This window comes from Planococcus plakortidis (assembly GCF_001687605.2).
GTDB lineage: Bacteria > Bacillota > Bacilli > Bacillales_A > Planococcaceae > Planococcus > Planococcus plakortidis.
Genome location: NZ_CP016539.2, coordinates 17261 through 38977 on the forward strand (window position 1 = coordinate 17261; position 21717 = coordinate 38977).

Annotated in this window: 14 protein-coding genes, 1 tRNA gene, 3 rRNA genes, 1 other RNA gene and 1 other annotated feature; of the genes, 16 read left to right on the top strand and 3 right to left on the bottom strand. The window is 50.1% G+C overall.

Annotated features, from left to right (window positions below):
- Positions 1 to 6: 6 nt before the first annotated feature.
- On the bottom strand, positions 7 to 1431 hold the full coding sequence (gene pdxR, locus BBI15_RS00065) for a MocR-like pyridoxine biosynthesis transcription factor PdxR (RefSeq protein ID WP_068871188.1): 1425 nt from the start codon (positions 1429 to 1431) through the stop codon (positions 7 to 9).
- A gap of 104 nt (positions 1432 to 1535) precedes the next feature.
- Here pdxR and pdxS point away from each other — a divergent pair, with 104 nt between their 5' ends.
- From pdxS to BBI15_RS00085, 4 genes are all read left to right on the top strand, one after another.
- A complete protein-coding gene (pdxS, locus tag BBI15_RS00070; RefSeq protein WP_068871190.1) occupies positions 1536 to 2420 on the top strand; it encodes a pyridoxal 5'-phosphate synthase lyase subunit PdxS in 885 nt (294 codons plus the stop codon).
- Positions 2421 to 2422: 2 nt separating this feature from the next.
- On the top strand, positions 2423 to 3028 hold the full coding sequence (gene pdxT, locus BBI15_RS00075; protein ID WP_269466044.1) for a pyridoxal 5'-phosphate synthase glutaminase subunit PdxT: 606 nt from the start codon (positions 2423 to 2425) through the stop codon (positions 3026 to 3028).
- A gap of 11 nt (positions 3029 to 3039) precedes the next feature.
- Positions 3040 to 3245: a binding site (T-box leader), on the top strand.
- 66 nt (positions 3246 to 3311) lie between these two features.
- Complete coding sequence (gene serS / locus BBI15_RS00080) at positions 3312 to 4586, top strand: serine--tRNA ligase (protein WP_068871194.1); 1275 nt, start codon at positions 3312 to 3314, stop codon at positions 4584 to 4586.
- Between the two features lie 83 nt (positions 4587 to 4669).
- A complete protein-coding gene (locus BBI15_RS00085) occupies positions 4670 to 5527 on the top strand; it encodes an alpha/beta fold hydrolase (protein ID WP_068871196.1) in 858 nt (285 codons plus the stop codon).
- 14 nt (positions 5528 to 5541) lie between these two features.
- Here the strand turns inward: BBI15_RS00085 and tadA are convergent, their stop codons facing one another.
- Entirely contained in the window at positions 5542 to 6033 is a 492-nt protein-coding gene (gene tadA, locus BBI15_RS00090; protein ID WP_157101603.1) for a tRNA adenosine(34) deaminase TadA, read from the bottom strand.
- Between the two features lie 162 nt (positions 6034 to 6195).
- Here tadA and BBI15_RS00095 point away from each other — a divergent pair, with 162 nt between their 5' ends.
- The gene (locus BBI15_RS00095; protein ID WP_068871197.1) at positions 6196 to 6834 is read left to right on the top strand and encodes a deoxynucleoside kinase; all 639 of its coding nucleotides are present in this window, start codon (positions 6196 to 6198) and stop codon (positions 6832 to 6834) included.
- Entirely contained in the window at positions 6831 to 7505 is a 675-nt protein-coding gene (locus BBI15_RS00100) for a deoxynucleoside kinase (RefSeq protein ID WP_068871199.1), read from the top strand. Before BBI15_RS00095 ends, BBI15_RS00100 begins: the two co-directional genes overlap by 4 nt.
- A gap of 177 nt (positions 7506 to 7682) precedes the next feature.
- On the opposite strand, the gene BBI15_RS00105 is transcribed toward BBI15_RS00100, so the two are convergent.
- Positions 7683 to 7775, bottom strand: a tRNA-Ser gene (locus BBI15_RS00105).
- Positions 7776 to 7956: 181 nt separating this feature from the next.
- Between BBI15_RS00105 and ffs the strand changes: the two genes are divergently transcribed.
- The 10 genes from ffs to BBI15_RS00155 all read left to right on the top strand — a co-directional run bounded on the left by ffs (position 7957) and on the right by BBI15_RS00155 (position 21661).
- Positions 7957 to 8222, top strand: an RNA gene (ffs, locus tag BBI15_RS00110) — signal recognition particle sRNA large type.
- Between the two features lie 153 nt (positions 8223 to 8375).
- Entirely contained in the window at positions 8376 to 10112 is a 1737-nt protein-coding gene (gene dnaX / locus BBI15_RS00115; RefSeq protein WP_068871201.1) for a DNA polymerase III subunit gamma/tau, read from the top strand.
- A 29-nt stretch (positions 10113 to 10141) separates the two neighbouring features.
- Positions 10142 to 10462 (top strand): YbaB/EbfC family nucleoid-associated protein, encoded by a 321-nt coding sequence (locus BBI15_RS00120; protein ID WP_058382250.1) that lies wholly within the window; start codon positions 10142 to 10144, stop codon positions 10460 to 10462.
- Positions 10463 to 10475: 13 nt separating this feature from the next.
- Positions 10476 to 11075 (top strand): recombination mediator RecR, encoded by a 600-nt coding sequence (recR, locus tag BBI15_RS00125; RefSeq protein WP_068871203.1) that lies wholly within the window; start codon positions 10476 to 10478, stop codon positions 11073 to 11075.
- Between the two features lie 449 nt (positions 11076 to 11524).
- A 16S ribosomal RNA gene (locus BBI15_RS00130) occupies positions 11525 to 13075 on the top strand.
- A 186-nt stretch (positions 13076 to 13261) separates the two neighbouring features.
- A 23S ribosomal RNA gene (locus BBI15_RS00135) occupies positions 13262 to 16194 on the top strand.
- Between the two features lie 61 nt (positions 16195 to 16255).
- Positions 16256 to 16371, top strand: a 5S ribosomal RNA gene (rrf, locus tag BBI15_RS00140).
- Together the 16S, 23S and 5S rRNA genes form the textbook arrangement of a ribosomal RNA operon.
- A gap of 140 nt (positions 16372 to 16511) precedes the next feature.
- Entirely contained in the window at positions 16512 to 17930 is a 1419-nt protein-coding gene (locus BBI15_RS00145; protein WP_068871204.1) for an aminotransferase class I/II-fold pyridoxal phosphate-dependent enzyme, read from the top strand.
- A gap of 61 nt (positions 17931 to 17991) precedes the next feature.
- Complete coding sequence (gene ppx, locus BBI15_RS00150; protein WP_068871206.1) at positions 17992 to 19518, top strand: exopolyphosphatase; 1527 nt, start codon at positions 17992 to 17994, stop codon at positions 19516 to 19518.
- A 25-nt stretch (positions 19519 to 19543) separates the two neighbouring features.
- Positions 19544 to 21661 (top strand): RNA degradosome polyphosphate kinase, encoded by a 2118-nt coding sequence (locus BBI15_RS00155; RefSeq protein ID WP_257785643.1) that lies wholly within the window; start codon positions 19544 to 19546, stop codon positions 21659 to 21661.
- Positions 21662 to 21717 lie beyond the last annotated feature (56 nt).

Sequence of the window (21717 nt, forward strand, 5' to 3'; positions counted from 1 at the left end):
ACCAGCTCATCCCTTAGGGGTGAGCTGGTTTTTTTGTATGTTCCAACTATGCATCAGTTGTTCGACGCCTTGCTGGATTTCAACTTCATTCAAGCCGCCAAAACCGAGGACGATTTTTGGTAAAGTGGATCTTTGCTTAAGCAGGTCATAATTCTGCATCGCGAATACGCGGATTCCGGCATCGCTTGCCAAGGACACTAAGTTTTGTTCCGTGCGTTCCGTATCGATGGTCAACACGACGTGCATGCCTGCTTGCTCGCCGGAAACAGTGACTATTGGTTGATAAGGGCTAAGTGCTTGCATCAGGCATTCGAGCTTTTTCCGGTACAGTTTACGCATGCGGTTTAAATGTCTCGAGAAATGGCCTTTTTGCATGAAGGTCGCGACGATTTGCTGGTCGATGCGCGGCACGGTGGAGGTGTAATGCAAAAAAGTATTACGGTAGGCGTTCAGCAGCCTTGGAGGTAATACGAGATAGGCGATGCGTAATGACGGCATGATCGATTTGGAGAAGGTGCTGATATAGATGACCCGCCCGCCAACGTCCATGCTTTGCAGGGCAGGGATGGGCTGGCTCGTATAGCGGAATTCGCTATCGTAATCGTCTTCGATGATAAAACGTTCAGGTTTTGCTGCTGCCCAGTTCAGCAATTGTGCGCGGCGTGTGGCGCTCAAGATGGAGCCAGTCGGAAATTGGTGGGACGGGGTAACGTAAGCGATGTCGACGCCGGTTTTGTCGAGTTCCTGCACATCGATGCCGTCTTCGTCGACTGCAATCGGGAAGGCCTGTCTGTCGTCATGTTCGAAAATACTATGGGTCAAGGCGTAACCCGGGTTTTCAAAGCCGAAGTTCAAGTTTTTGTCGAACAGGCGAATCAATAGCGGCATCAATTGCTCGGTCCCGGAGCCGACGATGATTTGTTCGGGTTCGCATACCACGCCGCGGGATTGATACAAATAGCGTGCGATTTCAACGCGCAGCGACTCGTCTCCTTGCGGGTGGCCAGCAAGAAGAAGTTCATGGTTTTCTTCATCAATCACTTCGCGTGCGGTTTTGCGCCATGTCGGGAATGGGAATGAACGGGTATCGATGCGCGCGGGGTTAAAATCATATGCATAACTGGGTTTTGGTACATCGCGGATAGCCGGTTCTTCTTGAGGCAGATCCAAATAAGCCAGTTCTTCCACCGGCATCGTGAAAAAGCCTTTGCGCGGGCGTGGTTCAATAAAGCCTTCTGCGACTAATTGGGAATAGGCGAGTTCGACGGTCGTCTGGCTGATCTGCAGATAATCTGCCAGTTTGCGCTTGCTCGGAAGCTTGGTGCCAACTGCGATTTTTCCGGCTGTGATGGCAGTACGGATTTCTCTATAAAGCTGCTTATATAGTGGCACGCTTGATTGTTTTTGCAATTGGAACATGAGCATATCCATCGGGGTTCCTCCAACTGACCTTTTAATTTAATGCAAACTGAGTCTTTTTATATGGTCACAGTTCATTATACTGGAAACAACCAACAAAAGGGAGGAATTTTCAGATGAGTGAAAAAGGCACAGATCGAGTGAAGCGCGGCATGGCAGAAATGCAAAAAGGCGGCGTCATTATGGACGTGGTCAATGCAGAACAGGCGAAAATTGCAGAAGCGGCAGGGGCGACGGCTGTCATGGCGCTTGAGCGCGTCCCATCCGATATCCGCAAAGAAGGCGGCGTGGCGCGTATGGCGGACCCGCGCATCACCGAAGAAGTGATGAATGCGGTGTCGATTCCGGTCATGGCGAAAGCGCGTATCGGCCATATTACAGAAGCGCGCGTGCTAGAAGCGATGGGCGTCGACTATATTGATGAAAGCGAAGTGCTGACACCGGCGGATGAGGAATTTCACTTGTTGAAAAATGATTACACGGTGCCGTTCGTCTGTGGCTGCCGCAATATAGGTGAAGCGGCGCGACGCATCGGGGAAGGGGCCTCTATGCTGCGCACGAAAGGCGAGCCCGGCACAGGGAATATCGTCGAAGCGGTACGCCATTTGCGCCAAGTGAACGCCGAAGTGCGCAATATCGTTGCGATGGGTGAAGACGAATTGATGACAGCCGCGAGAGATCTTGGCGCATCGTATGAGTTCTTGAAAGAAGTGAAATTGCTTGGACGTTTACCCGTCGTTAATTTTGCGGCAGGGGGCATCGCGACGCCAGCGGATGCAGCGCTCATGATGGAACTTGGGGCGGATGGCGTCTTTGTCGGATCTGGCATTTTCAAATCGGATCAGCCGGAACGTTTTGCGCGTGCGATCGTCGAAGCGACAGCTCATTATCAGGATTACGCATTGATCGCGAAACTGTCGAAAGATCTTGGGCCGGCGATGAAAGGATTGGAAATGGAGACGATCGGTGCGGCGGATCGCATGCAGGAAAGAAGTTGGTAATGATGAAAATCGGTGTATTGGCGCTGCAAGGAGCGGTGCGTGAACATGTACAGGCGATTGAGGCATGCGGCGCGGAAGCTGTCGTGGTGAAAAATGCCGGCCAGTTGGCGGAACTCGATGGTTTGGTGCTGCCAGGCGGTGAAAGCACAGCGATGCGGCGGTTGATTGACCGTGCGAATTTGCTGGAGCCATTGAAACAATTTGCTCAGGCCAAGAAGCCAATCTTCGGGACGTGTGCGGGGCTGGTGCTGCTCGCTAAAGAAATTGAAGGGCAGGACGCCGCACATCTCGGTGTCATGGACATAACGGTCGCGCGCAACTCATTCGGCCGGCAAGTAGATAGTTTTGAAGCAGATCTGGAGATTGCGGGAATCGATGAACCATTTCCGGCAGTATTTATCCGTGCGCCGCATATCGTATGTGCCGGTGAAGATGTGGACGTCTTGTGCGAATACGGCGGGCGCATCGTGTTGGCTAGGAGCGGGCCGTTCCTTGGCTGTTCATTCCATCCCGAACTGACCGGAGACCACCGGCTGATGCAGCTGTTTCTGGAGATGGTGGAAAACAGGGAACTCTTGCCAACCGAAGCGCACTATAGTAAAATATGAATAATTTCAAAGAAGAAACGTTGATGGGAATAGTAAAGCGCAGTTTTTCTGTAAGAGAGCCGGTGGTTGGTGCGAACCGGTGTCAAACGCGTTTGAATCCACCCCGGAGTTGCATGGCGATGAGCCAGTGCCGGTTTTAATGCCGTTATGTGATGAAGAGGACCAGGCTTTTTGCCGGTCAATCAGGGTGGCAACGCGGGTAGCTCTCGTCCCTTTACCAGGGGATGAGGGCTATTTTTGCGTTGTTTTTTCTTTTTTGACGAAGACTTAAGGAGGAATTTCTATGTTGGATATCCGTTTTGTACGGGAAAATTTTGACCAAGTGAAAACCAAGCTCGGAAAGCGCGGGGAAGATATTTCCGTACTCGATGATTTTGAAGCGCTCGACCAGAAGCGCCGTGAATTAATTGTCCAGACCGAGAAATTGAAAGCAGAGCGCAACGAGGCGTCCCAGCAGATCGCCGTCATGAAGCGTAACAAGGAAAATGCCGATGAGGCAATTGCGAAAACGCGTGAAGTCGGCGACCAGATCAAAGCAATCGACGATGAGTTGCGTGAAGTCGAAGAAAAACTCGACTTTATCATGATGCGTGTGCCGAACATCCCACACGACAGCGTGCCGTTTGGCGACTCCGAAGACGATAACGAAGAAATCCGTACATGGGGCGAGCAGCCGCAGTTCGGATTTGATGCAAAGCCGCATTGGGATATTGCGACCGATTTGAACATCGTCGATTTCGAACGCGCCGCCAAAGTAACCGGAAGCCGTTTCGTGTTCTACCGCGGGCTCGGGGCACGCCTAGAGCGCGCGCTCATCAATTTCATGATGGACCTTCACCAGGAAGAGCATGGCTATGAGGAAATTTTGCCGCCGTATCTGGTCAACCGTGAAAGCTTGACCGGCACAGGGCAATTGCCGAAATTCGAAGAAGATGCGTTCTTGATCGAGAAAGAGGATTATTTCCTCATCCCGACGTCTGAAGTGCCGGTAACGAACTTCTACCGCGATGACATCTTGACTGCCGACATGCTTCCGCAAGCCTTTGCTTCTTATAGCGCGAATTTCCGCTCTGAAGCGGGTTCTGCGGGACGCGACACGCGCGGCTTGATCCGACAGCACCAATTCAATAAAGTTGAACTTGTGCGCTTTGTGAAGCCGGAAGATTCTTATGAGGAACTCGAGAAGCTGACGGGCCATGCAGAGAAAGTGTTGCAATTGTTAGGGCTTCCTTACCGCGTCCTGAAGATGTGCACGGCTGATCTTGGCTTTACGGCCGCGAAGAAATACGATATCGAAGTATGGATCCCGAGCCAGGAAACGTATCGTGAGATCTCTTCTTGTTCAAACTTTGAGGATTTCCAGGCTCGCCGTGCAAATATCAAATTCCGCCGCGAAGCAAAAGGCAAGCCGGAATTCGTCCACACCTTGAACGGCAGTGGGCTTGCTGTCGGGCGTACAGTGGCCGCATTGCTCGAAAATTTCCAGCAGGAAGATGGTTCTGTTGCCATCCCTGAAGTATTGCAGCCTTATATGGGCGGGAAAACGACGATCCGCTAAACGAAAAGACCCGAATGCATTTCGGGTCTTTTTTTCGTGGAGAAAGGGTAGATAATTAAAAACAGGGAAAAGGGGCGGTGAATATGCAAGAAGTGGATTTTCACTTTGTAGAAACGAATGGCATCCGGCTTCACGTAGCGGCAGCCGGGCCGGAAGAGGGGGAGTTGGTCGTATTATTGCACGGGTTTCCGGAATTCTCTTATGGATTCCATCACCAAATGGAAGAACTAGCTGCATCGGGTTATCGCGTAGTGGCCCCGGATCAGCGTGGATATAATCTAAGTGACAAGCCTGAACGTATTGAAGACTACACAATTGATCAACTGCGTGATGATATTGTTGGCTTGATTGAAGCATTTGGGGAAACTTCGGCATTTATCGTCGGCCATGACTGGGGAGGGGCAGTGGCGTGGCATTTGGCTGCAAGCAAGCCGGTATACGTCAAAAAGCTCATCGCCATCAATATTCCTCATCCTGCAGCGATGCCGCGCGTCATGATGAAAAATCCGGTGCAATGGGTGAAAAGCTCGTATATGGCGTTTTTCCAACTCCCGGAAGTGCCGGAAAAGCTGATGGCGGCAAATGATTTCGAATCGATGAAACAGGCGATGAAAGGGACGGCAAGACCGTCCGCCTTTACGGAACAAGAGTTGGATCGATATCGGGAAGCCTGGAGCCAGCCCGATGCTTTGACAGGTATGCTCAATTGGTACAGGGCACTTCGCAAAGGCAGCCTCAATCAAGTTCCGAAAAGACCGATCGAAACCCCGGTGCGCATTTTGTGGGGGATAGGAGACCAGTTCTTATCGCCGATGCTCGCCAAAGAAAGCCTGGAGTTTTGTGAGGATGCAGAACTTGTCTGGGTGGGCGAAGCGACACATTGGGTGCATCATGAGCAACCAGTTATCGTTAACCGGCTGATCAAGGAATTTTTGGCATAGAAAAACGGAAAACCCTAGGCTTGGGTTTTCCGTTTTTCTTTATTGCGTTTGCGCAAATCGCGGAAGAACTGGGTGAGCAAGCCGCCGCATTCATCCGCCATGACGTTTTCCGTTACTTCGCATTGATGGTTGAAGCGCTCGTCGTTCAGTAGTCTATACAACGAATCGACGCAGCCTGCCTTGCTATCACGCGCGCCATAGACGATATGCGGGATGCGCGACTGCAAAATGGCGCCGGCGCACATCGGGCAAGGCTCTAACGTAACGTAAAGCTTTGTGTTTTCAAGGCGCCAATTGTCGAGCGCTTCACACGCTTGCTGGATGGCGAGCAATTCGGCATGTGTCACCGCATTGCGCGTCGTTTCACGCAAATTGTGGGCACGCGCAATGACACGGTCGCCTTGCACAATGACCGCGCCGATCGGTACCTCGCCTTTCGCCGCGGCTTTTTGGGCTTCTTCAATGGCCAACCCCATAAAATAATGGTCTTTTTCCATTCCGTTCATGATTCATCGCTCCCTAGCTTTCAGTGTATCATCTTTTCATCCTGACAAAGAACTACCAAGCGTATACATTTTTGAACACCATTTGGCTCTACTTTTAGTATCGCGGTTATGGTAAAATAAATGGCATTGCATTTCACTTGAATCGAAGAAGGGGGACTTCTTGTGCCGGTGCCATTTATCACCGTAGAAGGTCCGATCGGAGTGGGGAAAACCTCGCTGACGAAAGCACTTTCAGAACAACATCAATTTCAATTGCTGAAGGAAATCGTGGATGAAAATCCGTTTTTGAATAAATTTTACGAGGATATCGAGGAGTGGAGTTTCCAGACGGAAATGTTCTTCCTATGCAATCGCTATAAGCAATTGAGCGATATCCAAAAGAAATTCATCTCCAATCAGGAGCCGGTCGTTGCGGATTATCACATCTTCAAAAACTTGATCTTCGCCAAACGCACGCTGCCTGAAGAAGAATACGCCAAATACGAAGCGATCTATAAAATCCTGACGGCTGATATGCCGAAGCCGAATATGGTTATTTATTTGCACGCGAGCCTCGATACCTTGATGAAGCGCATTAAATTGCGCGGCCGAGAATTCGAGCAGATGATCACGCCGGATTACATGGAGCAATTGTCTGCAGATTACCACGAATTCATCGAACGTTTCGAGCGTGAGCATCCGGAAATCCCGGTCTTGCGTTTTAATGGGGACCAACTCGATTTTGTGCAGAATCATTCCGACCTCGAAGTGATTCTCGGGCAGGTCGAAGGAACGCTTGAAAAAAGGAGCTTATCAATATGAACGAGAATTTACGAGATAAGTACGGCATCCCGAAAGATGCTGTCATCACCATCGCTGGAACGGTCGGCGTCGGAAAATCGACGATGACGAAAGCACTTGCGGACTCATTGCAATTCCGTACTTCTTTTGAAAATGTGGACGGCAATCCGTATCTGGATTTGTTTTATGACGATTTCGAGAAGTGGAGTTTCCATCTGCAAATCTATTTCCTGGCAGAGCGCTTCAAGGAGCAAAAGCGCATGTTCGAATACGGCGGCGGCTTTATCCAAGACCGCTCGATTTATGAAGACACCGGCATTTTTGCGAAAATGCACCAGGAAAAAGGCACGATGAATGAAGTCGATTACGAAACATATACGAATTTATTCGATGCGATGGTCATGACGCCGTATTTCCCACATCCGGATTTGTTGATCTATCTGGAAGGGTCAATCGAGGATATCCTAGGTCGCATCCAAGAACGCGGCCGTACAATGGAGCAGCAGACACCAGTCGAATACTGGCTGGAAATGCATGAACGTTATGAACGCTGGATCGACTCGTTCAACGCTTGCCCGGTACTGCGCCTCAACATCAATGATTACGATTTGATGAACGATCCTGATTGTTCAGAGCAGATTGTTGAACGCATCGGCAAGTTCATGCAGCAGACAGCTGTACTAAAACGCTAAAAAAGAACGGGGAATCGTCTCCGTTCTTTTTTATTTCCCAGGAAATGAAGACAACAAAAAACCCACAGAGTTGATCTGTGGGTTTTTTATAATATTCAGACACATGGTTGTTAAGAAAAATTCGTTACCGGAGCAACGAATCAATCTCTATCTACATGCGCGTAGTTATTCAAAAAATGGAGGAGGAAGAGGGATTCGAACCCCCGCGGGATTTGACTCCCCTGTCGGTTTTCAAGACCGATCCCTTCAGCCAAACTTGGGTATTCCTCCGTGTTGGACAAGATATAATTTATCACGGTTTTAAAAATGCGTCAACAGTTTTGAAAGAAAAAATCGTTTTTTACTCAAAAATATAGAAAACGGTGAGAGAAAGGGGGGCTAGGCAGCTGTTTTATGCCGTTCTTAACTTTATGTTTGATTTTTCCTCTATCACTCCGTATACTAGTAAATGCCGTGCTAGGTGGGAAGGTAGCGGTGTCCTGTAACCTGCAATCCGCTCTAGCAGGACTGAATTCCTTTCTGAGGCTGTTTGTATGCAAGGTCTGCCTCATGCACGTAGTGTTGACATCTGGGTCCTGCGCAATGGAAACCCATGAACCATGTCAGGTCCGGAAGGAAGCAGCATTAAGTGGTACTTTCTATGTGCCGCGGGGTTGCCTAGATCGAGCCAACGACATGAGTAACGCTTGTGTACAGCAGTCGAAGAAAGGTGCACGGCTTAACCTAAATGATCCAAACCTGTCCGCAGTTTGCGGGCAGGTTTTTTTCTGTCCAAGAAAGCGGCCGGCCCGGTGAAATGATTCGGGGACATGCCCGTTTTATGGTACAATAAGAGGACGGAACAAAGACTTTTTAAAAGGGGAGAACCAGGTGGCGTATCAAGCTTTTTACCGTGTGTACAGACCGCGGACTTTCTCGGAAATGACCGGCCAGACGCATGTCAAACAAACCCTTCAGAATGCTCTCCTTTATGATAAAACGACCCACGCGTATTTATTCTCAGGGCCCCGGGGTACAGGGAAGACAAGTGCGGCGAAAATTTTCGCCAAGGCGCTGAATTGTGAACAAGCCCCTGCGGCAGAACCGTGCAATGAATGTTCTTCTTGCCGGAGCATCGACGAAGGCTCGAATACCGATGTCATCGAATTCGATGCAGCTTCCAATTCCCGGGTCGAGGAAATGCGGGAAATCATCGAGAAAGTGCGTTTTTCTCCAGCCAATTCCCGCTTCAAGGTATATATCATTGATGAAGTGCATATGCTGTCGAACAGCGCTTTCAACGCGTTGTTGAAAACATTGGAAGAACCGCCGGAACACGTCGTCTTCATTTTGGCGACGACCGAACCGCATAAATTGCCGCTGACCATCATCTCCCGCTGCCAGCGCTTTGATTTCAAATCGCATACGCAAGCGGACATCGTTGCACGCATGATCACCGTCTTGGAAGATGCCAAGATTCCTTATAATGAACAAGTGCTGAAAATTATCGCCCAGGCAGCAGCGGGCGGCATGCGTGATGCGCTCAGTTTGCTCGACCAGGTGGTGTCGTTCAGCGGCGATGAAATGACCATTGAAGATGCGCTTCTCGTCACGGGCTCCATCAGCCAGGATATGTTTTACGGCATTGCCGAAGCGCTGTTGAAGAAGGACGTCGGCCAAGCATTGACCCTACTTGAGCAATTGGTGCGTGACGGAAAAGACCCGGTGCGCTTAGTGGAGGATTTCATTACCTTCTTCCGCGACCTATTGCTGATCCAAACGGCGCCAGGGTTGCGCGATATGCTCGAGCTCGCTGCCTTCGAACCGCGTTTCGAAGAGCTGGCGGAACAGTTTGAAGCGTCGACGCTCTATAACTGGATCGATATTTTAACGAAGACCCAGCAGGAGATGCGTTTCTCAAACCATACGAAAATTTATATGGAAACCGCACTCCTGAAAATGGTGCAAGCAGACGCCCCAGTGCAAACCATCGGGGTAGGGGCGCCGTCTCCTGAACTTGAAGCAAAAGTCACGAGCCTTGAGCAATTGGTGCGTGAGTTGCAGCAACAACTGAAAGAAGGCGGAGGGGCAGCTAGTGCTGCACCGCAAGCAGAACAGAAAAAGCGCCAGCGTTCGCAAAGTGCCTTTAAAATTCCAACCGGCCGCATTCAGGAAGTGCTGAAAAATGCGACGAAACCGGACATCCAGGCGATCAAAACCAATTGGGCGACAGTAATGGGGCAATTGCAGCGCTCGCATTCTGCATTGCTCAACGATGCCGAGCCAGTAGCGGCATCCCCAGATGCTTTTGTGTTAAAATTCAAGTATGATATTCATTGCCAGATGGCTTCTGAAAATCAGACTTTTGCGGCTGCGTTCAGCCAGTTGCTCGAGCAGTATACAGGCAAGGCTTATACGCCAGTTTATGTACCGGACGCCAATTGGCTGAAAATCCGTGAAGAGTTTATCCGCAACGGCGGCTTGAAAAATGATGGCGGCGCTCAGGAACCGGAAGGACAGGAAGAGAATCCGTTTTCCGGTGACGGTACAAGCCCTGAAGAAGATCCATTCGTCTCTGAGGCGGAGCGGCTCTTCGGCAAAGGTTTTGTCGAAGTCCATGATGATTAACGAATACAAAATTTGAGGAGGAACCAATTATGCGTGGTGGAGGAAATATGCAAGGCATGATGAAACAAATGCAGAAAATGCAAAAACAAATGGCGGAGGCTCAAGAAGAGCTCGGCACATTGAAATTTGAAGGAACAGCAGGCGGCGGAATGGTTAAAGTAACAGTTTCCGGACATAAAGAAGTTCTTGATATTGCCTTGGATCCAGCAGTCGTAGATCCAGAAGATGTTGAGATGCTGCAAGATACATTGATCGTTGCGACAAACGAAGCGTTTAAAAAAGCGGATGAGCATGCGAACTCTACAATGGGTAAATTCACAAAAGGATTGAATATCCCCGGCATGTTCTAGGAGGTAAGCGACAATGCACTACCCGGAACCGATTTCCAAACTGATGGAGAGCTTCATGAAGTTGCCAGGGATCGGGCCGAAAACAGCGGCCCGGCTGGCATTTTTTGTGCTCGGAATGAAAGAAGACACAGTGCTTGATTTTGCGAAAGCATTGGTCGATGCCAAACGTAATTTGAGTTTTTGCTCAGTCTGCGGACATATCACAGATGTCGACCCGTGCCGGATTTGCCAGGATACAAGCCGTGACCGTTCAATGATCTGTGTGGTCCAAGACCCGAAAGACGTCATCGCCATGGAAAAGATGCGCGATTACACAGGGCTTTACCATGTGCTCCAAGGCGCTATTTCACCGATGGATGGAATTGGTCCAGAAGATATCAATGTGCCATCACTCCTGACCCGGCTTCAAGATGAAGAAGTGAAAGAGTTGATTTTGGCGACCAACCCAACGATTGAGGGCGAAGCTACCGCGATGTATATTTCGCGATTGGTAAGGCCATCCGGCATCCGGACGACACGGATTGCTCACGGGCTTCCTGTAGGCGGCGATTTGGAGTATGCAGATGAAGTGACGCTTTCCAAAGCACTCGAAGGACGGCGCGAGCTTTCCTGAGCTCTCGATAAATGGAAAATATTCTGACAAATAATGATATTTGTATAATTATTCCGTTTCGATTTAAATGGAGCTATATAGAAGGAAGTCATTTAAACCCTCCTAATTAAAAGGGTTGAATGACTTCTTTTTCTTGTTAGAAAAGAGGAAAGGATAAAGAAAGGTTTTTAAATATAATTTAATTTACCAAAAGTGTTGACTTTCTAAAGGACGTGCTTTAATATAGTAAGAGTCGTCAGGAACGACAGCAAACATGAACCTTGAAAACTGAACAGCAAAACGTCAACGAATATGTTTCGAGCGCTTAGCGCGAGAAACCATATTTGCGAGGGTCGCCCTTGGGCGATCGGAGCAAAAAAACTACTGATCAGCGTATGCAGATCAAAGCGAATCGCGCGTCTTTCGAGACGGCGATGCGCCAGCAACTATTGAGCAATCAATACTACTCTATAATGGAGAGTTTGATCCTGGCTCAGGACGAACGCTGGCGGCGTGCCTAATACATGCAAGTCGAGCGGAACCATTGGAGCTTGCTCCTTTGGTTTAGCGGCGGACGGGTGAGTAACACGTGGGCAACCTGCCCTGCAGATCGGGATAACTCCGGGAAACCGGTGCTAATACCGAATAGTTTGCGGCCTCTCATGAGGCTGTACGGAAAGACGGTTTCGGCTGTCACTGCAGGATGGGCCCGCGGCGCATTAGCTAGTTGGTGGGGTAACGGCCCACCAAGGCGACGATGCGTAGCCGACCTGAGAGGGTGATCGGCCACACTGGGACTGAGACACGGCCCAGACTCCTACGGGAGGCAGCAGTAGGGAATCTTCCGCAATGGACGAAAGTCTGACGGAGCAACGCCGCGTGAGTGAAGAAGGTTTTCGGATCGTAAAACTCTGTTGTGAGGGAAGAACAAGTACCAAGTAACTACTGGTACCTTGACGGTACCTCACCAGAAAGCCACGGCTAACTACGTGCCAGCAGCCGCGGTAATACGTAGGTGGCAAGCGTTGTCCGGAATTATTGGGCGTAAAGCGCGCGCAGGCGGTCCTTTAAGTCTGATGTGAAAGCCCACGGCTCAACCGTGGAGGGTCATTGGAAACTGGGGGACTTGAGTGCAGAAGAGGAAAGTGGAATTCCACGTGTAGCGGTGAAATGCGTAGAGATGTGGAGGAACACCAGTGGCGAAGGCGACTTTCTGGTCTGTAACTGACGCTGAGGCGCGAAAGCGTGGGGAGCAAACAGGATTAGATACCCTGGTAGTCCACGCCGTAAACGATGAGTGCTAAGTGTTAGGGGGTTTCCGCCCCTTAGTGCTGCAGCTAACGCATTAAGCACTCCGCCTGGGGAGTACGGCCGCAAGGCTGAAACTCAAAGGAATTGACGGGGGCCCGCACAAGCGGTGGAGCATGTGGTTTAATTCGAAGCAACGCGAAGAACCTTACCAGGTCTTGACATCCCGCTGACCGCCTTGGAGACAAGGCTTTCCCTTCGGGGACAGCGGTGACAGGTGGTGCATGGTTGTCGTCAGCTCGTGTCGTGAGATGTTGGGTTAAGTCCCGCAACGAGCGCAACCCTTGATCTTAGTTGCCAGCATTCAGTTGGGCACTCTAAGGTGACTGCCGGTGACAAACCGGAGGAAGGTGGGGATGACGTCAAATCATCATGCCCCTTATGACCTGGGCTACACACGTGCTACAATGGACGGTACAAAGGGTCGCGAACCCGCGAGGGGGAGCCAATCCCAGAAAACCGTTCTCAGTTCGGATTGCAGGCTGCAACTCGCCTGCATGAAGCCGGAATCGCTAGTAATCGCGGATCAGCATGCCGCGGTGAATACGTTCCCGGGCCTTGTACACACCGCCCGTCACACCACGAGAGTTTGTAACACCCGAAGTCGGTGGGGTAACCCTTATGGGAGCCAGCCGCCGAAGGTGGGACAGATGATTGGGGTGAAGTCGTAACAAGGTAGCCGTATCGGAAGGTGCGGCTGGATCACCTCCTTTCTAAGGATTTTATCGGAACCGAACTTCGTTCGGGTTGACGTTTTGCGTTCAGTTTTGAAGGTTCACTCCGCAAGGATTGGCTTTCAGACTTGTTCTTTGAAAACTGGATAGATCGACATTGATTAAGAAACAAGCATCAAGTAGCGTGATCGCCTCAAGCGATCAACTTATTGTTTGACCTTCAGTGGTTAAGTTAATAAGGGCGCACGGTGGATGCCTTGGCACTAGGAGCCGAAGAAGGACGGCACTAACACCGATATGCCTCGGGGAGCTGTAAGTGAGCTGTGATCCGGGGATTTCCGAATGGGGAAACCCACTGTTCGTAATGGAGCAGTATCCATGTGTGAATTCATAGCACATGAGAAGGCAGACTCAGGGAACTGAAACATCTAAGTACCTGAAGGAAGAGAAAGCAAATGCGATTCCCCAAGTAGCGGCGAGCGAAACGGGAACAGCCCAAACCAGAAGGCTTGCCTTCTGGGGTTGTAGGACACTCTATACGGAGTTACAAAGGAATGGATTAGGCGAAGCGACCTGGAACGGTCCGCGAGACAGGGTAAGAGCCCCGTAGCTGAAAGTGCATTCCCTCCAGAGTGGATCCTGAGTACGGCGGAACACGTGAAATTCCGTCGGAATCCGGGAGGACCATCTCCCAAGGCTAAATACTCCCTAGTGACCGATAGTGAACCAGTACCGTGAGGGAAAGGTGAAAAGCACCCCGGAAGGGGAGTGAAAGAGATCCTGAAACCGTGTGCCTACAAGTAGTTAGAGCCCGTTAATGGGTGATAGCGTGCCTTTTGTAGAATGAACCGGCGAGTTACGATTGCATGCAAGGTTAAGGTGAGAAGCCGGAGCCGCAGCGAAAGCGAGTCTGAACAGGGCGAATGAGTATGCAGTTGTAGACCCGAAACCAGGTGATCTACCCATGTCCAGGGTGAAGGTAAGGTAACACTTACTGGAGGCCCGAACCCACGCACGTTGAAAAGTGCGGGGATGAGGTGTGGGTAGCGGAGAAATTCCAATCGAACCTGGAGATAGCTGGTTCTCTCCGAAATAGCTTTAGGGCTAGCCTCAAGATAGAGAATCCTGGAGGTAGAGCACTGTTTGGACTAGGGGCCCATCCCGGGTTACCGAATTCAGACAAACTCCGAATGCCAGTGATTTATGCTTGGGAGTCAGACTGCGAGTGATAAGATCCGTAGTCAAGAGGGAAACAGCCCAGACCACCAGCTAAGGTCCCCAAATATCCGTTAAGTGGAAAAGGATGTGGCGTTGCTTAGACAACCAGGATGTTGGCTTAGAAGCAGCCATCATTTAAAGAGTGCGTAATAGCTCACTGGTCGAGTGACACTGCGCCGAAAATGTACCGGGGCTAAACGGATTACCGAAGCTGTGGATGGACATCTGAGATGTCCGTGGTAGGAGAGCGTTCTAAGGGCGGTGAAGTCAGACCGGAAGGACTGGTGGAGCGCTTAGAAGTGAGAATGCCGGTATGAGTAACGAAAGACGGGTGAGAATCCCGTCCACCGAATGCCTAAGGTTTCCTGAGGAAGGCTCGTCCGCTCAGGGTTAGTCGGGACCTAAGTCGAGGCCGATAGGCGTAGACGATGGACAACAGGTTGATATTCCTGTACCACCTCCCCGCCGTTTGAGTAATGGGGGGACGCAGAAGGATAGGGTGAGCGTGCCGTTGGTTGTGCACGTCCAAGTTGTGAGATGAGAAACGAGGCAAATCCCGTTTCTGTATACATCAAGCAGTGATGGCAAGAGGTTTGACCTCAGAGTCCCTGATTTCACACTGCCAAGAAAAGCCTCTAGCGAGGCGGGAGGTGCCCGTACCGCAAACCGACACAGGTAGGCGAGAAGAGAATTCTAAGGTGAGCGAGTGAACTCTCGTTAAGGAACTCGGCAAAATGACCCCGTAACTTCGGGAGAAGGGGTGCTCTGGTAGGGTGAATAGCCCGAGAGAGCCGCAGTGAATAGGCCCAGGCGACTGTTTAGCAAAAACACAGGTCTCTGCAAAACCGTAAGGTGACGTATAGGGGCTGACGCCTGCCCGGTGCTGGAAGGTTAAGGGGAGTGCTTAGCGCAAGCGAAGGTGCGAACCGAAGCCCCAGTAAACGGCGGCCGTAACTATAACGGTCCTAAGGTAGCGAAATTCCTTGTCGGGTAAGTTCCGACCCGCACGAAAGGCGTAACGATCTGGGCACTGTCTCAACGAGAGACTCGGTGAAATTATAGTACCTGTGAAGATGCAGGTTACCCGCGACAGGACGGAAAGACCCCGTGGAGCTTTACTGTAGCCTGATATTGAATTTTGGTGCAACTTGTACAGGATAGGTAGGAGCCAGAGAACCCGGAGCGCCAGCTTCGGGGGAGGCGTCGGTGGGATACTACCCTGGTTGTATTGAACTTCTAACCCACAAGCCTAAGCGGCTTGGGAGACAGTGTCAGGCGGGCAGTTTGACTGGGGCGGTCGCCTCCTAAAGAGTAACGGAGGCGCTCAAAGGTTCCCTCAGAATGGTTGGAAATCATTCGCAGAGTGTAAAGGCACAAGGGAGCTTGACTGCGAGACGGACAGGTCGAGCAGGGTCGAAAGACGGACTTAGTGATCCGGTGGTTCCGCATGGAAGGGCCATCGCTCAACGGATAAAAGCTACCCCGGGGATAACAGGCTTATCTCCCCCAAGAGTCCACATCGACGGGGAGGTTTGGCACCTCGATGTCGGCTCATCGCATCCTGGGGCTGTAGTCGGTCCCAAGGGTTGGGCTGTTCGCCCATTAAAGCGGTACGCGAGCTGGGTTCAGAACGTCGTGAGACAGTTCGGTCCCTATCCGTCGCGGGCGCAGGAAATTTGAGAGGAGCTGTCCTTAGTACGAGAGGACCGGGATGGACACACCGCTGGTGTACCAGTTGTTCTGCCAAGAGCATCGCTGGGTAGCTATGTGTGGCCGGGATAAGTGCTGAAAGCATCTAAGCACGAAGCCCCCCTCAAGATGAGATTTCCCATTGCGCAAGCAAGTAAGATCCCTCAAAGACGATGAGGTAGATAGGTTCGGGGTGGAAGCGTGGCGACACGTGCAGCTGACGAATACTAATCGATCGAGGACTTAACCAACCAACTGAAACGCGTTTCCAATGTCGATTTATCCAGTTTTGAGCGAACAAGCTCAAAAAAGTCCAGTGATGATGGCAAAGAGGCCACACCCGTTCCCATCCCGAACACGGAAGTTAAGCTCTTTTGCGCCGATGGTAGTTGGGGGTCTCCCCCTGTGAGAGTAGGACGTCGCTGGGCAAGCAGCAAAGCCGTTACCGGTTCATTCCGGTAACGGCTTTTTTGTATTGTCGGATGGAAACCGAACCTTCCTTTTCGTAAAAGACAGGCATTCGGTATAATGGAAGTAACTAAGAAAAAAATGTGAGGATGCAGAGATTATGACACAAAGACGCCCATTGGTGGATTCATTATTGGAATTTCAAAGAAGACGGCCGATTTCATTTCATGTCCCGGGCCATAAAAATGGCTTGTTGTCGGGGTTGCCAAAAGAGTTAAAAGCCGCCCTTGCCTATGATCTGACAGAGCTAGAAGGTTTGGATGATTTGCACGCCCCTAAGGAGGCAATTAAAGAAGCGGAAGATTTGCTTTCAGGCGCATATGGTTCGAAAAAAAGCTATTTTCTGGTGAATGGGTCCACCGCAGGAAATCTTGCAATGATCCATGCAGTCTGCGGGGAAGGGGACATGGTAGTTGTGCAGCGCAACTCGCACAAGTCGATTTTCCATGCGCTGGAACTTGCCCATGTAAATCCAGTGTACGTAGCGCCTGAATGGGATATGGCGTCCAAAAGTGCGGTTGCTGTTGCTCTTTCTTCTATCATTGCTGCCATAGATGAGTATCCGGCAGTAAAAGCGGTCGTTTTGACGAATCCCAATTATTATGGCATGGCCTCGAAGGAGTTAAAGGCCATTATTGAATTTTGCCACGGACGCGATATACCGGTTCTGGTTGATGAGGCACACGGCGCACACCTAGCGGTAGGGGAGCCGTTCCCTGTGAGTGCATTGACGTATGGAGCCGATGTGGTGGTTCAATCTGCTCATAAAACTTTGCCGGCTATGACGATGGGGTCTTATCTGCATGTAGCAGGAGAACTGGTGGAGGAAAGAATGATCAGGAAGTATTTGCGGATTTTTCAATCGAGCAGTCCTTCCTATCCTATAATGGCTTCACTTGACGATGCGAGGGCATATATCCAAAACTATTCTGTTCACGATAAACGCGATTTTCTTGAGAAACGCTTTTATTTTATTTCGAGCATCAAGCGGATTCCTGCGCTTGAAGTAGTGGAGACGGATGATCCACTGAAATTATTGCTGCGGGTCGACGATAGGGGGGGCTTTCAGCTGAAAGAAGCATTGGAACAGTCAGGTATTTATGTGGAGTTGGCGGATCCTTTTCAGGTATTGTTGATTTTGCCATTGTCGAAACCCTGGCATGCTTATCCATATGCAGAAATACGCAGCCGCATCAAAGAAGCTGTGCACAGTGTACGGCTACTGGAGAAACTTACTCCAGCCTTTCGTGTTGGCAACGCTAAACCGGTGACAGTACCTGAGCTGTCGTTTGAGGAAGTGGATTTATCTGTGCAGGAATGGGTCCCTTACACGCAGGCAATCGGCCGGATCTCGTCGGCTATGGTGACGCCTTATCCGCCTGGGGTTCCGCTGGTAACGGCAGGGGAGAAGTGGACTGTTGAAAAAGTGGAGGCGCTGTCGGATTATCTAGCGGCTGGTGCGGAAATCCAAGGGGAACATCGCTTGTCGGAAAAGCTGATTTCCGTTATTCCGTGGTGAGTAGAACGAACGCGCGGGTGGTATACAATAGCATATGCGAAAGTGAAGGTGGGGTAATAGTATGGAACAGGAAAAGTACGCAATTATCGATATCGGCTCGAATACCATCCGGTTAGTTATTTATACGCGGGATAAGAGCGGCCGTTTCTCGGAAAGCGAGAACGTCAAGGCTGTGGCCCGGCTGCGCAATTATTTAACGGACGATAATGCGCTCTCTGAAGAAGGTATACAAGTGCTGATCGATACTTTGAAAAGTTTCCAGGAAGTGACACGCCATCATCAGCTTGAGGCGATTAAATGCGTAGCGACTGCAGCTGTCCGGCAAGCGAAGAACCAGGAAGCCATTATCCAACGCGTCGGGGAAGAGACGGATTTTACCATGCGCATCCTATCGGAATACGAGGAGGCGCATTACGGGTATCTGGCCGTGGTCAATTCGATGTCGTATAAAAGCGGCATCACGGTCGATATCGGCGGGGGCAGTACGGAACTGACCTTGTTCGAAGACCGTGAACTCATCCATTTCCACAGTTTTCCGTTCGGCGCCTTATCGCTGAAGAAGCAGTTTATTGAAGGCGATACACCGAAAAACAGTGAATTGAAGGCGCTGCGGGAGTATCTCGAACAGCAGTTTTTGTCGCTCGATTGGATCGAGGGGAAGAAATTGCCGTTAATTGGGATCGGGGGCAGTGCGCGGAACTTGGCGCAGATTCACCAGGAAAAAATCGATTATCCGCTTTCCGGTGTCCACCAGTATACGATGAAGCGGAAAGAAGTGGACGAAACGAATGAATGGCTCGGATCGATGGAATTCGATGATTTGCAGCGTGTGGAAGGCTTGTCGCGGGACCGGGCGGATATTATCATTCCGGCGGTGGAAGTGTTCAATTGCCTCATGGCGTTGATCGATGCTGAGATTTTCGCCTTAAGCCGGAAAGGGCTTCGGGATGGCGTGTTCTATGAGGAAATGACCAAAGATTTCGAGATGCCGGTGTTTCCGAACGTCATTGAGGAGAGTTTCTACGATTTGGCCATCGACTACGACATCAATTTGACGCATGCCATCCATGTGACCAATAGTTCATTAATGATTGTCCGGGAATTGCAAAAGCAAGGATTTCTTGCACTGACAGAGAAGGATCACCAATGGATCCGCCTTGGCAGTTCCATGTACAATCTTGGGACGTATATTGACTCTGAATCGAGCAATCAGCATACCTTCTATTTACTCGCGAACCGGACCATCGACGGGCTTTTGCATAAAGAACGCATCCTCGTCGCCTTGCTTGCTTCCTATAAAAACAAGAACTTGTTCAAACGCAATGCAACGTCCTATGAAGGCTGGTTTACGGAAGAAGAGCTGGAGAAATTCAATATCATCGGGGCAGTCATCAAGTTCGCTTACAGTTTGAATGCGACTAAACGCGATATTGTCGAAGACATCCAGTTGGAATCCCAAAAAGAAGAGCTCATTTTCTCCATCCAATGCCGGGAAGACTGGAAACCGGAGCAATACCAGGTCGAGAAGCAGAAAAAGCATTTGGAGAAATTATTGAAGAAAGCGATCACCGTCCATTTTCATGAGTGAATGAAACCTGAGGGGGAGTTTTGCCGTGGGAAAGAAAAAGGAAGACATGATTCAGTTAAACAACCCGTCATATTATAATAACCGCGAGTTGAGCTGGCTGGCGTTCAACGAGCGTGTGCTTCAGGAAGCGCTCGACCCACGCAACCCGCTGCTCGAAAAGCTTAAGTTCCTGGCGATTTTCAGTTCCAATCTGGACGAGTTCTTCATGGTGCGTGTAGCGGGACTACAAGACCAAGTGAAGGTGGGTTTCAATAAGCCTGAGAACAAGGCGGGGATGACGCCGAAGCAGCAATTGCGTGAAATTGCCTTGAAGAATCACCAATTGGTGAATTTGCAATATGACACTTTGCGCAAAATTCTGTATCCCAAGCTCCACAAAGAGCATGTTCATTTCCTGAAAGTGAGGGAATTGAATGACGCTCAGCAACAGTCCCTGGAGACTTATTTCGACGAGCATATTTTCCCTGTACTGACCCCGATGGCGATCGATGCGTACCGCCCATTTCCGATGCTACTGAACAAAAGCATCAATTTGGCGGTAGTGCTGGAAGATTCCACAAAAGAAGCGGAGTCCGAATATAGGCGGCGTACAGCCATCGTGCAATTGCCGGCAATGCTTGAGCGGTTTGTCCAATTGCCGGAAAATGGAGGCTCGCGCAAGCTATTGTTGCTGGAAGATATTATCGGCTTCTTTATCGGCAAGTTGTTTCATGGCTACGAAGTCAAGTCGACGACTGTGTTCCGTATTACCCGAAATGCGGATATGACGATACATGAAGAAGGCGCGCGCGACTTGCTCAAAGAAATCGAAGAAGAGTTGAAAAAACGCAAATGGGGGGCTGCCGTCCGGCTCGAAGTGCAAAAAGACGGCTTGGATCCCGTGATTCTGGACTATTTGATGGAGGAATTGGAAGTACACCCTCAAGATGTCTACGAAATTGATGGCTTCCTGGATTTGACGGTATTTTTCAGTTTCTACAAGAAGATGGCCCCGGTGTGGGAGCATTTGGTATATGAAGGTAAGATTTCGCAATTGCCGGCAGGCATGGAGACTGGCAAGGCAATCTTTACTAAAATCACCGATGAAGATGTTTTTTTGCATCACCCGTATGAATCGTTCGAGCCGGTCGTCGAGTTTATCTCAGAAGCGGCGGATGACCCGGATGTACTCGCGATCAAACAGACTTTATACCGTGTCAGCGGGGATTCCCCAGTAATCAAGGCCTTGAAGCGGGCAGCGGAAAACGGCAAGCAAGTGACGGTGCTGGTCGAATTAAAGGCGCGTTTTGATGAGGAAAACAATGTGCACTGGGCGAAAGAGCTGGAAAAAGCGGGCTGCCACGTTATTTACGGCATGACCCATTTAAAGACCCACAGCAAAATCACTCTCGTTGTACGCAAAAAACAAGGGCGCATCGAGCGCTTTGTCCATCTTGGGACTGGCAATTACAACGACCAGACGGCAAAAATCTATACCGATATGAGCTTATTCACTTCGAAAAAAGAAATTGGCATCGATGCGACGAATTTCTTCAATTATTTGAGCGGTTATACGGAAAAGCCGGAATTCCATTACCTATCAGTAGCGCCGTTTTCGATCAGGAAAGACATTCTTCATTTGATCGATTCGGAGATCCGTTACGAAAAGAAGTATGGCAATGGCCATATCGTGGCTAAAATGAATTCATTGACGGATAAGATCATCATCATGAAACTGTATGAAGCGTCACGTGCCGGGGTGAAAATCGATTTGATCGTTCGCGGCATTTGCTGTTTGCGGCCAGGGATTCCGGGAGTCAGCGACAATATCCGTGTCCGCAGCATTGTCGGGCGCTTGCTTGAACATAGCCGGGTGTATTATTTTCACCAGAACGGCAAGGAGAAGACCTTTTTGTCGTCTGCAGATATGATGACGAGAAACCTGAACAACCGTATTGAAATCCTCTTTCCGATCCTGGATAAACGCGTGAAAGAGCAAGTGTGGGAGATTCTTGAGCTTGGCTTGAAAGATAATGTCAAAGCGCGTGAACAGGACGAGGAAGGCAATTATGGCTATGTTCGGAGAATGGAAGGGCAAGAGGTGATCGATAGCCAAATGGAACTGTTCGAACGCGCGTATCAAGTGGCGGAAGATGAGGAATAAGGCCAAAAGGAAGTTGTGAAACAGCCCATTCTTGCGTTATAGTGGGTAGTGCTTTA